This window comes from Enterobacter sp. RHBSTW-01064, assembly GCF_014103035.1.
In the GTDB taxonomy this organism is placed as follows: Bacteria; Pseudomonadota; Gammaproteobacteria; order Enterobacterales; family Enterobacteriaceae; genus Enterobacter; species Enterobacter mori.
In genome coordinates, this window is the sequence record NZ_JABXOU010000003.1 from 370,697 (window position 1) to 386,021 (window position 15,325).

The window sequence follows — 15,325 nt, forward strand, 5'->3', positions numbered from 1 at the left end:
TTAAGATTCACAAACAAAATCGGTGGCAGGTAAGAAAAAATTAAATGAAAAGATAAATAAAATAACTTGATAAAATAAATGCTGATTAATTAAAGAGTTGAAAGGGGTTAACATTCCTTATATTAGTCCAAAAGACATATTCAGAAACAGACACAAATAACAGTTAATACTTTTTAGGAATAAATTTAGGTCGTAATAAAAAAGCCTCACATTTTCATGCGAGGCTTTTTCCATTATGTGTCGAATGATTATTCTACGGTGACGGATTTCGCCAGGTTACGCGGCTGGTCAACGTCGGTGCCTTTGATCAGCGCCACGTGATAGGCCAGAAGCTGCAGCGGAACGGTGTAGAAGATCGGTGCAATCACCTCTTCAACGTGCGGCATCTCGATGATGTGCATGTTATCACTGCTGGCGAAACCGGCATCTTTATCAGCGAAGACGTACAGGACACCGCCGCGGGCGCGCACTTCTTCGATGTTGGATTTCAGTTTTTCCAGCAGTTCGTTGTTAGGTGCCACAACGATGACCGGCATATCTGCATCGATCAGCGCCAGCGGGCCGTGTTTCAGCTCGCCTGCCGCATAGGCTTCAGCGTGGATGTAAGAGATCTCTTTCAGCTTCAGCGCGCCTTCCAGCGCAATCGGATACTGATCGCCACGACCCAGGAACAGGGCGTGATGTTTGTCAGAGAAGTCTTCAGCCAGCGCTTCAATGCGTTTGTCCTGAGACAGCATCTGCTCAATACGGCTCGGCAGCGCCTGCAGGCCGTGAACGATGTCGTGCTCAACGGAAGCATCTTCGCCTTTCAGACGCGCCAGTTTCGCCACCAGCATCAGCAGAACGGTCAGCTGAGTGGTAAAGGCTTTCGTGGAGGCCACGCCGATTTCGGTACCCGCTTTGGTCATCAGCGCCAGATCGGACTCACGCACCAGCGATGAGCCTGGGACGTTACAGATGGCCAGCGAACCCAGGTAACCGAGCTCTTTAGACAGGCGCAGCGCTGCCAGCGTGTCTGCCGTTTCGCCGGACTGGGAAAGGGTGATCATCAGGCTGTTACGGCGCACCGCGGATTTGCGATAGCGGAATTCAGACGCGATTTCCACGTCGCACGGCACGCCCGCCAGGGATTCAAACCAGTAGCGAGAGACCATACCGGAGTTGTAGGAGGTGCCACAGGCCACGATCTGAATATGCTCGACCTTGCCGAGCAGTTCGTTGGCGTTTGCGCCCAGCTCGCTCAGATCCACTTCACCGTGGCTAATGCGCCCGGTAAGGGTGTTTTTGATGGCGTTTGGCTGCTCGTAGATCTCTTTCTGCATGTAGTGACGGTACGTGCCTTTGTCGCCCGCGTCGTACTGCAGGTTAGATTCGATCTCCTGGCGTTTTACCTGCTCGCCTTTGGTATCGAATACGGTCACGCTGCGACGGGTCACTTCCGCGATATCCCCCTCTTCCAGGAAGATAAAGCGACGGGTAACCGGCAGGAGCGCCAGCTGGTCAGAAGCGATGAAGTTTTCACCCATGCCCAGACCGATAACCATCGGGCTACCGGAACGCGCAGCCAGCAGCGTAGACGGGTCGCGGGAATCCATGATCACCGTACCGTAGGCACCGCGCAGCTGAGGAATGGCGCGCAGTACCGCTTCACGCAGTGTGCCGCCCTGCTCCAGCTCCCAGTGCACCAGGTGAGCAATCACTTCGGTGTCAGTTTCAGAGACGAAGGTGTAGCCGCGCGCTTTCAGTTCTTCGCGCAGCGGTTCGTGGTTTTCGATAATGCCGTTGTGCACGACCACGATGTGTTCAGACACATGCGGGTGCGCGTTACCTTCAGACGGTTCGCCGTGCGTCGCCCAGCGGGTATGCGCAATACCGGTACCACCGTGCAGCGGGTGTTCTTCCGCGGCCTGGGCCAGCATCTGCACTTTACCGAGACGGCGCAGACGGGTCATATGACCTTCTGCATCAACGACAGCCAAACCGGCAGAGTCGTAGCCACGGTATTCCAGACGACGTAAACCTTCGAGAAGGATTTCAGCAATATCACGCTGCGCAACTGCGCCAACAATTCCACACATAGTTTTAGATTCCGAATTTAGGCATGATGCCTGCGTTGTCGCTGACCTGTATTTACCCTTTCCGGGCGCCCCGAGCCTTGTAGAGAGTGGGGTTATTTTTATGGGTACTGCTTGTGGGGGGAGGATTATATTATCCCCTCACCCCGGCCCTCTCCCCAAAGGGGCGAGGGAGAAAAACACCGCACCGAACGATCCCCTCTCCCCTGTGGGGAGAGGGTTAGGGTGAGGGGGTAAATTTGTTACTTCTTCTTCACCGGGCGTTTCCAGCCCTGCTTGTTGACCTGCGGAACGCGGCTTAACACCAGCTCGTTCGCGGCCACATCGCGCGTAACGGTTGTTCCAGCAGCAATGGTCACGCCGTTACCCACGGTAACAGGCGCCACCAGCTGCGTATCGGAGCCAACGAACACGTCATCACCGATGATGGTTTTAAACTTGTTGGCACCGTCATAGTTGCAGGTAATGGTTCCCGCGCCGATGTTCACGTTGTCGCCAATTTCCGCATCGCCCAGATAGGTCAGATGACCGGCTTTCGAGCCTTTACCCAGACGCGCTTTTTTCATTTCCACGAAGTTACCAACATGTGAGCCTTCCAGCAGCTCAGCACCCGGGCGCAGGCGTGCAAACGGGCCGATAGTACAAGCTACATCCAGACGGGCATCTTCCACCACGCTGTACGGGCTAATTTCGCAGTCATCACCGATAACGCTGTTTTTAATCACGCAGCCGGTGCCAATTTTGACGCGGTTACCCAGCGTGACGTTGCCTTCAACGATGACGTTAGTATCAATCTCAACGTCACGCCCGTGCGACAGGGTACCGCGCAGATCGAAACGTGCCGGATCGCGAAGCATCACACCCGCAAGAAGCAGCTTTTCGGCCTGCTCGGACTGATAAATACGCTCAAGACGGGAAAGCTGGAGACGGTTGTTCACGCCGTCCGTTTCGCTGATACGCGCCGGATGAACGGCAGCAATTTCACGCCCTTCGTGATACGCCATCGCAATGATATCGGTGATGTAGTATTCACCCTGCGCATTATTGTTGTTGAGCTGAGACAGCCAGCGTTTCATATCCGCGCCGTTGGCAATCAGGATACCGGTGTTAATTTCCGGGATCTGGCGCTGTTCTTCGCTGGCATCTTTGTGTTCTACGATGCCGGTCACCTTGCCGTTTTCGCGGGTTATGCGGCCATAGCCGCTCGGGTCGTCCAGTACGACGGTGAGAAGGCCAATACCGCCCTGGGGTTTAGCTTCACGCAGGCGGGTCAGGGTTTCAACGGAGATCAGCGGGACATCGCCGTACAGCATCAGAATGTCTTCGTCATCGGCAAAGAACGGGGCCGCCTGCTGCATCGCATGGCCAGTTCCCAGCTGTTCAGCCTGAAGCACCCAGTTGAGCTTGTCGTCACACAGCGTCTTTTTCAGTAAATCGCCACCGTGGCCGTAGACCAGGTTTACCTGACGAGCGCCCAATTCATTTGCTGCATCAATGACATGCTGCACCATTGGCTTTCCTGCCAACGTGTGAAGCACTTTAGGCAGATCGGAATACATGCGGGTACCTTTGCCAGCGGCAAGGATCACCACGCTCATCGCACTGTTTGACATACGCATCCTGACGGTAGTTTGAGTGAGAAGTAAAAACGTTTGATGCTTAAAATTCTACATCTTTTTCATCATGAATTAAGGCAAAAAAAAAGCCAGCCTGGTATCCAGACTGGCTTTTGAGCTTTTCAAGCCGGTGTTACATCGCTTTTTTGGTCAACTCGATAACGCGCAGTTTCGCGATCGCTTTGGCCAGCTCCGCAGACGCCTGAGCGTAATCCACGTCACCATGAGAGCTGCTAATGTGCTCTTCAGCCTTACGCTTCGATTCCAGGGCTCGCGCTTCGTCGAGATCCTGGCCACGAATAGCGGTATCGGCCAGAACGGTCACACTGCCAGGCTGCACTTCAAGAATGCCGCCGGAAAGATAAATAAACTCTTCATGACCGAACTGTTTAACGATGCGGATCATACCAGGCTTAATGGCGGTGAGCAGCGGTGCGTGACCCGGGAAAATACCCAGTTCACCTTCACTACCCGTTACCTGGATTTTCTCGACCAGACCAGAGAACATTTGTTGCTCTGCGCTGACGACGTCCAGGTGGTAAGTCATTGCCATATCACCCTCCGATTAAGGCGTTAAAGTTTTTTGGCTTTTTCCACGGCTTCTTCGATGGAACCAACCATGTAGAACGCCTGCTCTGGCAGGTGATCGTATTCGCCTTCCATGATGCCTTTAAAGCCACGGATGGTGTCTTTCAGGGAAACGTATTTACCCGGAGAACCGGTGAATACTTCCGCAACGAAGAACGGCTGGGACAGGAAGCGCTGGATCTTACGCGCACGTGCTACCACCAGTTTGTCTTCTTCAGACAGTTCATCCATACCCAGGATGGCGATGATATCTTTCAGTTCCTGGTAACGCTGCAGCAGGGACTGTACGCCACGCGCGGTGTCGTAGTGTTCCTGACCAACAACCAGTGGATCCAGCTGACGGCTGGTGGAGTCCAGCGGGTCAACGGCTGGGTAGATACCCAGAGACGCGATCTGACGGCTCAGTACCACGGTTGCATCTAAGTGCGCAAAGGTGGTTGCTGGAGATGGGTCAGTCAAGTCATCCGCAGGTACGTATACCGCCTGAACGGAGGTGATAGAACCGGTTTTGGTAGAGGTGATACGTTCCTGAAGAACACCCATCTCTTCCGCCAGCGTAGGCTGATAACCAACCGCTGAAGGCATACGACCCAGCAGTGCAGATACTTCAGTACCGGCCAGGGTGTAACGGTAGATGTTATCAACGAACAGCAGAACGTCACGGCCTTCGTCACGGAACTTCTCAGCCATAGTCAGACCGGTCAGCGCAACGCGCAGACGGTTTCCTGGTGGCTCGTTCATCTGGCCGTAAACCAGGGAAACTTTGTCCAGAACGTTGGAGTCGGTCATTTCGTGGTAGAAGTCGTTACCCTCACGAGTACGCTCACCCACGCCCGCAAACACAGAATAACCGGAGTGCTCGATCGCGATGTTACGGATCAGCTCCATCATGTTTACAGTTTTACCTACACCCGCACCACCGAACAGACCGACTTTACCGCCCTTCGCGAACGGACACATCAAGTCGATAACTTTGATACCGGTTTCCAGCAGTTCCTGAGAGCTTGACAGCTCTTCGTAGGAAGGTGCTGCGCGGTGGATAGCCCAACGCTCTTCTTCACCGATGTCGCCTTTCATGTCGATTGGTTGACCCAATACGTTCATGATACGACCCAGTGTTGCTTTACCTACCGGGACTTCGATCGGGTGCTCAAGGTCTTTGACTTCCAGACCACGACGCAGACCGTCGGAAGAACCCATTGCGATGGTACGCACGATACCACCACCGAGCTGCTGCTGAACTTCCAGCACCAGGCTCTCGTTACCATTCTGTACCTCAAGAGCATCGTACACGCGCGGTACGGCATCCTGAGGGAACTCGACGTCAACCACGGCGCCGATTACCTGGACAATTTTTCCAGTAGCCATCTTGAATCCTCTACGAATTAACCTGGTTATACCGCGGATGCACCACCGACGATCTCGGTGAGTTCCTGAGTAATGCTGGCCTGACGAGCTTTGTTGTATACCAACTGCAGCTCTTTAATCAGGCTGCCGCCATTGTCGGTCGCGGCTTTCATCGCCACCATACGTGCGGCCTGCTCGCTGGCCAGGTTTTCTACAACACCCTGATAAACCTGTGATTCAACGTAACGACGCAGCAGGGTATCCAGCAGCGGTTTCGGATCAGGTTCATACAGGTAATCCCAGGCTTTTTGCTTCAACTCGTCATCTTCTGATGCCGGTAAAGGCAACATTTGAGTGAGCGTTGGAACCTGAGACATCGTGTTAATAAATTTGTTGCTGACAACATACAGTCTGTCCAGACGGCCTTCATCGTAGGCCTGCAACATCACTTTAACCGGACCGATCAGTTCGGACAGGGACGGGTTATCACCCATACCGGTCACCTGAGCGACAATGTTGCCACCCACGGAGTTAAAGAAAGAAACGCCCTTAGAGCCGATCATTGCGATATCGCACTGAACGCCTTTCTCGGACCATGCTTTCATATCCGCCAGCAGTTTTTTGAACAGGTTAATGTTCAAGCCGCCGCACAGACCACGGTCGGTCGACACCACCAGGTAGCCCACGCGCTTAACGTCGCGTTCTTCCAGGTAAGGGTGCTTATATTCCAGATTACCGTTCGCAAGGTGACCAATCACTTTGCGCATGGTATCTGCATAAGGACGGCTGGCCGCCATGCGATCCTGCGATTTACGCATTTTGGAAGCGGCGACCATCTCCATCGCTTTAGTGATCTTTTGCGTGTTCTGGACGCTTGCGATCTTACTACGTATCTCTTTTGCGCCGGCCATGAGCTTCTCCTCAATGCCAGGCGGCTTGTCGTGAGACAAGCCGCCGGACGATTACCAGGACTGGGTTGCTTTGAAGGAATCGAGGATAGCTTTCAGCTTGCCTTCGATTTCGTCGTTATAGCCACCGGTCTGGTTGATCTCTTGCATCAGCGGAGCGTGATCACGGTCGACGTAAGCCAGCAGAGCGGCTTCGAAGCTACCGATCTTCGCCAGTTCCACATCTTCGAGGTAACCGCGTTCAGCCGCGAACAGCACCAGGCCCTGCTGAGCAACAGACATTGGCGCGTACTGTTTCTGCTTCAGCAGCTCGGTCACTTTCTGACCGTGGCTCAGCTGTTTACGGGTTGCTTCGTCCAGATCGGATGCGAACTGAGAGAACGCAGCCAGTTCACGATACTGTGCCAGCGCGGTACGGATACCACCGGACAGTTTCTTGATGATCTTGGTCTGAGCAGCACCACCAACACGGGATACGGAGATACCCGGGTTAACCGCCGGACGAATACCGGAGTTAAACAGGTTGGTTTCCAGGAAGATCTGACCATCGGTAATGGAGATTACGTTGGTCGGAACGAACGCAGAAACGTCACCCGCCTGGGTTTCAATGATCGGCAGAGCCGTCAGAGAGCCCGTTTGACCCTTCACTTCACCTTTGGTGAAGTTCTCGACGTATTCCGCGTTAACGCGGGAAGCACGCTCCAGCAGACGAGAGTGGAGGTAGAATACGTCGCCCGGGAATGCTTCACGTCCAGGTGGACGACGGAGCAGCAGGGAAACCTGACGATAAGCAACAGCCTGTTTAGACAGGTCATCGTATACGATCAGCGCATCTTCACCGCGGTCACGGAAGTATTCGCCCATTGCGCAACCGGCGTATGGCGCCAGGTATTGCAGTGCAGCAGATTCAGAAGCGGTCGCCACAACAACGATGGTGTTAGCCAGCGCGCCGTGCTCTTCCAGTTTACGAACCACGTTGGAAATGGTGGACGCTTTCTGGCCGATAGCCACGTACACACATTTGATGCCGGAGTCACGCTGGTTGATGATGGCGTCGATTGCCATCGCGGTTTTACCGGTCTGACGGTCACCGATGATCAGTTCACGCTGACCACGACCGATTGGGATCATGGCATCAACGGACTTATAACCAGTCTGCACTGGCTGATCAACGGACTGACGATCGATAACGCCCGGTGCGATAACTTCGATTGGGGAGAAGCCATCGTGCTCAACCGGACCTTTACCGTCGATTGGCGCACCCAGGGTGTTAACTACGCGACCCAGCAGGCCACGGCCAACCGGCACTTCCAGAATACGGCCAGTACACTTAACCTTCATGCCTTCGGCGAGGTCAGCGTATGGACCCATCACAACTGCACCTACGGAGTCGCGCTCCAGGTTCAGTGCGATAGCGTAACGGTTACCCGGCAGGGAAATCATCTCACCCTGCATACAATCGGCCAGGCCGTGGATGCGGATAACACCGTCACTTACAGAAACAATAGTACCTTCGTTATGAGCTTCACTCACAACATTGAACTGAGCAATGCGCTGCTTGATCAGTTCGCTGATTTCGGTGGAATTCAGTTGCATGCTCCAGTCCCCTTAAGACTGCAAGACGTCTGCAAGGCGTTCAAGACGGCCGCGTACGCTGCCATCAATGACCATATCACCCGAGCGGATGATTACGCCTGCCATTACAGACTTATCGATTTTGCAATTCAGCTTAACTTTGCGTGACAGACGTTTTTCCATCGCGGCGGTGATTTTCGCAAGCTGTTCGGTACTGAGTTCAGTCGCAGAAGTCACTTCGACTTCGGCAGTCGCTTCACTCAGCGCACGTAAGTGCTCAAACTGCTCGAGAACATCCGGGAGCACACGGAGACGACCATTTTCAGCCATAACCTTAATCAGGTTCTGGCCATTGGCATCCAGTTGCTCTCCGCACACGGCGATAAACGACGCGGCGAGGGTATCAGGCGCTAATGCACCAGACAGCAACTCGGCCATTTGTTCGTTTTTCGTCACCTCAGCGGCAAACGCCAGCATATCCTGCCAGCGATCGACATTTTGGTGTTCGACAGCAAAGTCAAAAGCTGCTTTGGCGTAGGGGCGAGCTACCGTAACAAATTCAGACATCAGCCCCTCCCTCCTTACAGTTCAGCGACAAGTTTGTCCACGATGTCGCTGTTAGCAGCTTCATCCACGGAACGTTCGATGATCTTCTCGGCGCCAGCAACAGCCAGAATCGCAACCTGCTTACGCAGTTCTTCACGAGCACGTTTACGCTCAGCTTCAATTTCAGCCTGAGCCTGTGTCACGATCTTAGTACGTTCCTGTTCTGCTTCAGCTTTGGCTTCGTCCAGGATCTGAGAACGGCGTTTGTTAGCCTGTTCAATGATTACCTGAGCTTCAGCTTTCGCTTTTTTCAGCTGGTCTGTCGCGTTGGCCTGTGCAAGGTCCAAATCTTTCTTAGCGCGTTCTGCGGAAGCCAGACCGTCAGCAATTTCTTTCTGACGTTTTTCGATGGCAGCCATTAAAGGCGGCCATACATACTTCATGCAGAACCAGACAAAGAGAATAAACGCGATGGCCTGGCCGAGGATTGTTGCGTTCATGTTCACAGCACAATACCTCTTTAATTTCTGTGGCTTGGGGTTTTAAAACTACTACTACGCGACAGCAAACATCACGTACAGACCCAGACCTACAGCGATCATTGGGATTGCATCCACCAGACCCATAACGATAAAGAACTGAGTACGCAGCAGAGGAATCAGATCAGGTTGACGCGCTGCGCCTTCCAGGAATTTGCCCCCGAGGATGCCGATACCGATCGCAGCACCGATAGCCGCCAGACCCATCATCACAGCGGCAGCCATGTACAGCAGATCCATATTCAGGTTTTCCATGACAGTCTCCAGTTTGTTTCAATTAAAACGTAGTAGTGTTGGTAAAAAATCAGTGCTCTTCAGACGCCATCGACAGATAGACGATCGTCAGAACCATGAAGATAAAGGCTTGCAGCGTAATGATCAGGATGTGGAAAATGGCCCATGGCACATTCAGAATCCACTGTGACCACCACGGCAGAAGACCCGCGATCAGAATGAAAATCAGCTCACCCGCATACATATTGCCGAACAGTCGCAGACCCAGTGAAACAGGTTTGGACAGCAGGCTAACGCCTTCCAGGATCAGGTTGACCGGAATAAACGCCCAGTGGTTGAACGGCTGCAAGGTAAGCTCTTTCACAAAGCCGCTTACGCCTTTCATTTTGATGCTGTAGAAAAGAATCAGGATAAACACGCCCAGTGCCATCGACAGGGTGATGTTCACGTCCGCAGACGGTACAACACGCAGCGCAGGCAGGCCGAAGATGTGCTCGCCGATGAACGGCAGCAGGTCAATTGGCAGCAGGTCCATCAGGTTCATCAGGAAGACCCAAACGAACACGGTCAGGGCCAGCGGAGCAATCAGCTTGCTCTTGCCATGGTACATGTCTTTCACGCTGCCATGGACGAAGCCGATGATCATTTCGACGAAGGTCTGGAATTTCCCTGGTACACCGCTGGTCGCTCGTTTAGCAACACCGCGGAACATGGCCAGGAACAGAAGACCCAAAACCACCGAGAAGAACATGGAGTCGATGTTGATCGTCCAGAAGGTGGCCGGGGGGTTATGTGGATCCACCAGCGAGAATGTACGCAGGTCCAGCTGAAGGTTATTCAGATGGTGACCTATGTAATCCTGCGGCGTCATATTTTCTGAAGCCATGATGCCTTTTACCCTTTGTTATTGATTACAGCTGGAGCCAGAACTTGTACCACCAGCACCAAAACCCACGTTGCTATCAGCGGCATGAATACCACTTTCAAAACCGCCAGCGCCATCACCAGTAGAGCAAAGGTCAGCAACACCTTACACACTTCGCCGAGGGCGAAGGACCAGGCCACGCGGCCTTTGGCGGGTGTATGCGCCTGATGACGCCAGGCAAAAATCATAAACAACACGTTTGGCAGAACCACCGCCAAACCCCCGCACACGGCGGAGATGCCCCAGAAGGGGTCTTTGAGGCTAAACAGCAGTCCACTTGCTATCACAGCCAGAAACTGAATGAACAGAAGCTTACGAGCAACGTTTCTACTCAAGAGCGACACAGACATCACGTTTTTACTCCTGCTCCCTTCGAGGTATGCCGCGTGTCGTATAAAACGTCCTTTAAGGCTCAGAGTCAAGCATCAAAAAGCGGTCAAATTATACGGTGCGCACCCGTGATTTCAAACATTAAGTAGCGAAAAGGTGAATAAATGTTTAAATATTTTTCCCCGCCGCTGTTTTTCAACTTTTGGCGTCCGCGTTGACCTTCAGGCAAAACTGCAAACAGCGCGAAAACGTTGGCGAGAAAGCGTGCACGAGATCACAAAATGCACATTTACGATAAGATTGTATTTATCAAAGACGTAAATCTGATTATTTCATCCTTATGAAATTAAAGACAAAATATCGCAACTATTTTCAAAACAACCCTGTATACAACAAAAACCTTTTATTGACATTCTTAATAAAAATTTAACATTGTTTTCTTGTTGCCGCTTTTCACTTTTAGCAGGCTGATATTTTCGCAGTTGATTATCTTAACGGTGAACAATAACCACAACGTTAACTACAAGAAAATCCATGGTAACAACAAGGTTAAATTTAGCTCAGAATAATGCTCGGAAATGCGCTGCTTTTTAACACAACAAGAACAGCACAAATTCCCCATTTTTTATTTAATTTTTAAAAATTGTTTGGCTTAAGAATCACCAGATGACGCTCACCTTCAAGGTGAGGGACCTGTAATTTTTCAATTGATTCCACGGCAAAACCTTCCGGGAGCTGCTCAATTTCGTCCTCAGGGACGAGTCCTTTCAGGGCATAAAAACGCCCTTCCTTCGCAGGCAGATGCTTGCACCAGCTCACCATATCGTTGAGCGAGGCAAATGCACGGCTAATCACCCCATCAAACGGTGGCTCTGCCGGGAACGCTTCTACCCTGCTCTGGACGGGAGTGATGTTTTCAAGCTTCAGCTCGTGCTGAACCTGGCGCAAGAAGCGAATACGTTTTCCGAGGCTGTCCAGCAGTGTGAAATGGCTTTCAGGACGAACAATCGACAGCGGAACGCCCGGTAAACCTGGTCCCGTACCCACGTCGATAAAGCGCTCCCCCTTCAGATACGGCGCCACCACGATGCTATCGAGAATATGGCGTATCAGCATCTCGTTGGGATCGCGCACTGACGTCAGGTTGTACGCTTTGTTCCATTTGTTCAGCATATCGACATAGGCCACCAGCTGGTTTTTCTGGTGATCGGTGAGCGAAATACCTGCTTCATCCAGCAGACGAGAGAGTTTATTGAGCACGGTGGATACCTGTTTAGAGATTTTTCGCTCGGTGGCGCTGCCGCTTACCGGGCCTACGAATAAGTAGGGCGGGTCAGCGAAGCGCCACCCGCCAAAAACAATGTCAATTATGCGCTGCGGCGCAGCATGCCTTGCTTTTTCAGCCACACCAGCAGAATCGAAATCGCGGCAGGTGTGACGCCGGAGATACGGGAAGCCTGGCCGATCGACACAGGTTTGTGATCGTTCAGCTTAGCGATCACTTCGTTGGAAAGGCCCGTTACTTGGCGGTAGTCCAGCATTTCCGGCAGCAGCGTATTTTCGTTGCGCTGCTGTTTTTCGATCTCATCTTGCTGACGCGCGATATAACCTTCGTATTTCACCTGGATTTCGACCTGCTCGGCCGCTTCAGCGTCTTCCAGGCCCGGCGCGAACGCGGTCAGTTTGACCAGGTTCTCGTAGGTCACTTCAGGGCGACGCAGCAGATCTTCGCCGCTGGCTTCACGTGACAGCGGCGCTGTTAAGTGAGCATTCACTTCGGCAGCGGTTTCCGCCAGTGGATTCACCCAGGTGGTTTTCAGACGCTGACGCTCCTGCTCAATGCGTTCCAGCTTCTCGTTAAAACGCGCCCAGCGTTCGTCATCCACCAGACCCAGCTCGCGGCCCATTTCAGTCAGACGGAGGTCGGCGTTGTCTTCGCGCAGCATCAGGCGATATTCCGCGCGAGAGGTAAACATACGGTACGGTTCTTTGGTACCCAGCGTGCAGAGATCGTCAACCAGCACGCCCAGATAAGCCTGGGAACGCCCCGGTGCCCAGCCCTCTTTCTCGGCAGAGAAGCGGGCGGCGTTCAGACCGGCAAGCAGACCCTGCGCTGCGGCTTCTTCGTAGCCGGTCGTGCCGTTAATCTGGCCCGCGAAGAACAGACCCTGGATGAATTTGCTTTCCAGGGTTGGCTTCAGGTCACGCGGATCGAAGAAATCGTACTCAATAGCGTAGCCAGGGCGAACAATTTTTGCGTTCTCCATGCCCTGCATTGAGCGAACAATTTGCATCTGTACATCGAACGGCAGGCTGGTGGAGATGCCGTTCGGGTAAATTTCATTTGAGGTCAGCCCTTCCGGCTCCAGGAAGATCTGGTGCTGGTTACGATCGGCAAAGCGCATCACCTTGTCTTCGATCGACGGGCAGTAGCGCGGGCCGATCCCTTCGATCACGCCAGCATACATTGGGCTACGATCGAGGTTATTGCGGATCACGTCATGGGTTTTCTCGTTGGTGTGCGTGATGTAGCACGGTACCTGCTGCGGATGCTGAGCCGCATTGCCCATGAACGAGAACACCGGCATCGGATTATCACCGTGCTGTTGCGCCAGCACGCTGAAATCAATGGTGCGTGCGTCAATACGCGGCGGTGTACCGGTTTTCAGGCGGCTGACGCGCAGCGGCAGTTCGCGCAGACGACGTGACAGCGGGATAGACGGCGGATCGCCAGCACGGCCACCGCTGTAGTTATCCAGGCCGATATGAATTTTTCCGTCCAGGAATGTCCCGACGGTCAGCACAACCGCTTTTGCGCGGAACTTGAGACCCATCTGGGTCACGGCACCCACGACGCGATCGTTCTCGACGATAAGATCTTCAACAGCCTGCTGGAAGATCATCAGGTTCGGCTGGTTCTCCAGCGCAGTGCGCACAGCCTGGCGGTAAAGCACGCGGTCTGCCTGTGCACGGGTCGCACGAACAGCAGGCCCTTTACTCGCGTTTAGTATCCTAAACTGGATGCCTGCATGATCGATCGCTTTCGCCATCAGGCCGCCAAGTGCATCCACTTCTTTTACCAGGTGTCCTTTCCCAATGCCGCCAATCGCCGGATTACAGGACATTTGTCCCAGCGTGTCGATATTGTGTGTCAAAAGCAGGGTCTGCTGACCCATTCGCGCTGCGGCCATTGCGGCCTCAGTGCCTGCATGACCCCCGCCAATGATGATGACGTCAAAAGGATCCTGATAAAACATGGTGGTCTGCCTCGCGTAAAGCGGTATGAAAATGGATTGAAGCCCGGGCCGTGGATTCTACTCAACTTTAGTCTTTCGAGAAAGCATTGGGATCCTGGGCTATTAAAAAGAAGATCTTTTTATTTAGAGATCTGTTCTATTGTGATCTCTTATTAGGATCGCGGTCTGCTGTGGATAAGTCCGATCCGGCAAATAAGATCATCAGGTTAGGAAGGATCGTTTGCTGTGAATGATCGGTGATCCTGAAACGTATAAGCTGGGATCAGAACGCGACTTTATACACAAGCCAAAAACATCCCCAGAGTTGTTCTTTGGATAACTACGGGTTAATACGAGCTTTTAACCAGAGTTATCCACATCTGTTCGCGCGATCTTTAATCGTTTTTGAGTAAATTTTTCCAATCTGCTAGCCAGATCTCGGCCGGATCTTCCGGAATGTCGTGATCGAGGATGTTGATCTTGAGCGTTTCACCCAGCTGTTTTGCTCCACACGCGGTGACAGCGGCTTCAACTTTCTCTATGGCACCGCAGAAGGTGTCATATTCACGACTGCCGATCCCCACCGCGCCAAAACGGACGTTTGACAGGTCAGGCTGTTGTTCCAGCAGTTCGTCATATAAAGGTTGCAGATTATCCGGGAGATCGCCCGCGCCGTGCGTGGAGGTAATCAGCAGCCAGACCCCGTCAGCCGGGAGATCTTCAAGTAACGGCCCGTGCAAGGTTTCTGTCGAAAAGCCTGCATCTTCCAGCTTCTCAGCCAGATGTTCCGCCACGTATTCCGCACCGCCAAGGGTGCTGCCACTGATAAGGGTAATGTCCGCCATTGATCGCTCGCTCAGATAAAGAGGCGATCATTGTACGCTGTGAGCGAGCTGGGATCTACCTGTGGAAAATGTGGGTATGAGTTTGCCCGATCAGGGGCGAATGGTACGCATGATCGGGTTTTGCAGGGAGATCAGCGTCTCGGTGGACTGAATTTCATCGATTGTTTGGATCTTGTTGATAAGTACCTGCTGGAGGGCATCGATGGATCGGCACATCACCTTTATAAAGATGCTGTAATGCCCGGTGGTGTAGTACGCCTCGGTGACTTCATCCAGCGCGTTCAGCTTCGCCAGCGCGGAAGGGTAGTCTTTTGCGCTTTTAAGAATGATGCCGATAAAGCAGCAGACGTCATAACCCAGCTGCTTTGGGCTGACGTCGATGCGCGCGCCGGTAATGATCCCCGCCTGTTTCATCTTCTCTACACGAACGTGAATCGTCCCAGGGCTGACGCCAAATTGTTTCGCCAGTTCGGCGTAGGCGGTGCGTGCATTGGCCATTAAGGCCTCGAGGATGCCGCGGTCCAGATTGTCGATCTGATAATTTTCCATAGCTTTTTCTTA

At 52.9% G+C, this 15,325-nt stretch carries 15 protein-coding genes; all 15 read right to left on the minus strand.

Annotated elements, in window-relative coordinates; all coding sequences use genetic code 11:
* Positions 1-248: 248 nt before the first annotated feature.
* Complete coding sequence (gene glmS, locus HV355_RS12005; RefSeq protein WP_182402024.1) at positions 249-2,078, minus strand: glutamine--fructose-6-phosphate transaminase (isomerizing); 1,830 nt, start codon at positions 2,076-2,078, stop codon at positions 249-251.
* A 239-nt stretch (positions 2,079-2,317) separates the two neighbouring features.
* A complete protein-coding gene (gene glmU / locus HV355_RS12010) occupies positions 2,318-3,688 on the minus strand; it encodes a bifunctional UDP-N-acetylglucosamine diphosphorylase/glucosamine-1-phosphate N-acetyltransferase GlmU (RefSeq protein ID WP_148400141.1) in 1,371 nt (456 codons plus the stop codon).
* Between the two features lie 136 nt (positions 3,689-3,824).
* The gene (locus tag HV355_RS12015) at positions 3,825-4,244 is read right to left on the minus strand and encodes a F0F1 ATP synthase subunit epsilon (protein ID WP_006177560.1); all 420 of its coding nucleotides are present in this window, start codon (positions 4,242-4,244) and stop codon (positions 3,825-3,827) included.
* 20 nt (positions 4,245-4,264) lie between these two features.
* Entirely contained in the window at positions 4,265-5,647 is a 1,383-nt protein-coding gene (gene atpD, locus HV355_RS12020; RefSeq protein ID WP_003862362.1) for a F0F1 ATP synthase subunit beta, read from the minus strand.
* Between the two features lie 26 nt (positions 5,648-5,673).
* Positions 5,674-6,537 carry a F0F1 ATP synthase subunit gamma gene (atpG, locus tag HV355_RS12025; protein WP_010426586.1) on the minus strand — a complete coding sequence of 288 codons (864 nt, stop codon included), beginning with the start codon at positions 6,535-6,537 and terminating at the stop codon, positions 5,674-5,676.
* 51 nt (positions 6,538-6,588) lie between these two features.
* The gene (atpA, locus tag HV355_RS12030; protein ID WP_010426588.1) at positions 6,589-8,130 is read right to left on the minus strand and encodes a F0F1 ATP synthase subunit alpha; all 1,542 of its coding nucleotides are present in this window, start codon (positions 8,128-8,130) and stop codon (positions 6,589-6,591) included.
* 12 nt (positions 8,131-8,142) lie between these two features.
* Positions 8,143-8,676, minus strand: a complete 534-nt coding sequence (gene atpH / locus HV355_RS12035) for a F0F1 ATP synthase subunit delta (protein ID WP_010426590.1) — start codon at positions 8,674-8,676, stop codon at positions 8,143-8,145.
* A 14-nt stretch (positions 8,677-8,690) separates the two neighbouring features.
* Positions 8,691-9,161 carry a F0F1 ATP synthase subunit B gene (atpF, locus tag HV355_RS12040; RefSeq protein ID WP_003862370.1) on the minus strand — a complete coding sequence of 157 codons (471 nt, stop codon included), beginning with the start codon at positions 9,159-9,161 and terminating at the stop codon, positions 8,691-8,693.
* 48 nt (positions 9,162-9,209) lie between these two features.
* The gene (gene atpE, locus HV355_RS12045; RefSeq protein ID WP_000429386.1) at positions 9,210-9,449 is read right to left on the minus strand and encodes a F0F1 ATP synthase subunit C; all 240 of its coding nucleotides are present in this window, start codon (positions 9,447-9,449) and stop codon (positions 9,210-9,212) included.
* Positions 9,450-9,498: 49 nt separating this feature from the next.
* Positions 9,499-10,314 carry a F0F1 ATP synthase subunit A gene (gene atpB / locus HV355_RS12050; RefSeq protein ID WP_100167517.1) on the minus strand — a complete coding sequence of 272 codons (816 nt, stop codon included), beginning with the start codon at positions 10,312-10,314 and terminating at the stop codon, positions 9,499-9,501.
* A gap of 8 nt (positions 10,315-10,322) precedes the next feature.
* Complete coding sequence (gene atpI, locus HV355_RS12055) at positions 10,323-10,703, minus strand: F0F1 ATP synthase subunit I (RefSeq protein ID WP_008500194.1); 381 nt, start codon at positions 10,701-10,703, stop codon at positions 10,323-10,325.
* Between the two features lie 616 nt (positions 10,704-11,319).
* Positions 11,320-11,943, minus strand: a complete 624-nt coding sequence (gene rsmG / locus HV355_RS12060; protein WP_010426599.1) for a 16S rRNA (guanine(527)-N(7))-methyltransferase RsmG — start codon at positions 11,941-11,943, stop codon at positions 11,320-11,322.
* A gap of 107 nt (positions 11,944-12,050) precedes the next feature.
* Positions 12,051-13,940, minus strand: a complete 1,890-nt coding sequence (mnmG, locus tag HV355_RS12065; RefSeq protein WP_182402026.1) for a tRNA uridine-5-carboxymethylaminomethyl(34) synthesis enzyme MnmG — start codon at positions 13,938-13,940, stop codon at positions 12,051-12,053.
* Between the two features lie 374 nt (positions 13,941-14,314).
* Positions 14,315-14,764: an FMN-binding protein MioC gene (mioC, locus tag HV355_RS12070; protein WP_089598341.1), complete on the minus strand. Its 450-nt coding sequence runs from the start codon at positions 14,762-14,764 to the stop codon at positions 14,315-14,317.
* A gap of 90 nt (positions 14,765-14,854) precedes the next feature.
* The gene (asnC, locus tag HV355_RS12075; RefSeq protein WP_008500198.1) at positions 14,855-15,313 is read right to left on the minus strand and encodes a transcriptional regulator AsnC; all 459 of its coding nucleotides are present in this window, start codon (positions 15,311-15,313) and stop codon (positions 14,855-14,857) included.
* Positions 15,314-15,325: the final 12 nt, after the last annotated feature.

Excerpts from the sequence above, each read along its gene's own strand:
- glmS (WP_182402024.1), bottom strand. The coding sequence starts at position 2,078 with ATGTGTGGAATTGTTGGCGCAGTTGCGCAGCGTGATATTGCTGAAATC.
- glmU (WP_148400141.1), bottom strand. The coding sequence starts at position 3,688 with ATGTCAAACAGTGCGATGAGCGTGGTGATCCTTGCCGCTGGCAAAGGT.
- HV355_RS12015 (WP_006177560.1), bottom strand. The coding sequence starts at position 4,244 with ATGGCAATGACTTACCACCTGGACGTCGTCAGCGCAGAGCAACAAATG.
- atpD (WP_003862362.1), bottom strand. The coding sequence starts at position 5,647 with ATGGCTACTGGAAAAATTGTCCAGGTAATCGGCGCCGTGGTTGACGTC.
- atpG (WP_010426586.1), bottom strand. The coding sequence starts at position 6,537 with ATGGCCGGCGCAAAAGAGATACGTAGTAAGATCGCAAGCGTCCAGAAC.
- atpA (WP_010426588.1), bottom strand. The coding sequence starts at position 8,130 with ATGCAACTGAATTCCACCGAAATCAGCGAACTGATCAAGCAGCGCATT.
- atpH (WP_010426590.1), bottom strand. The coding sequence starts at position 8,676 with ATGTCTGAATTTGTTACGGTAGCTCGCCCCTACGCCAAAGCAGCTTTT.
- atpE (WP_000429386.1), bottom strand. The coding sequence starts at position 9,449 with ATGGAAAACCTGAATATGGATCTGCTGTACATGGCTGCCGCTGTGATG.
- atpB (WP_100167517.1), bottom strand. The coding sequence starts at position 10,314 with ATGGCTTCAGAAAATATGACGCCGCAGGATTACATAGGTCACCATCTG.
- atpI (WP_008500194.1), bottom strand. The coding sequence starts at position 10,703 with ATGTCTGTGTCGCTCTTGAGTAGAAACGTTGCTCGTAAGCTTCTGTTC.
- mnmG (WP_182402026.1), bottom strand. The coding sequence starts at position 13,940 with ATGTTTTATCAGGATCCTTTTGACGTCATCATCATTGGCGGGGGTCAT.
- mioC (WP_089598341.1), bottom strand. The coding sequence starts at position 14,764 with ATGGCGGACATTACCCTTATCAGTGGCAGCACCCTTGGCGGTGCGGAA.
- asnC (WP_008500198.1), bottom strand. The coding sequence starts at position 15,313 with ATGGAAAATTATCAGATCGACAATCTGGACCGCGGCATCCTCGAGGCC.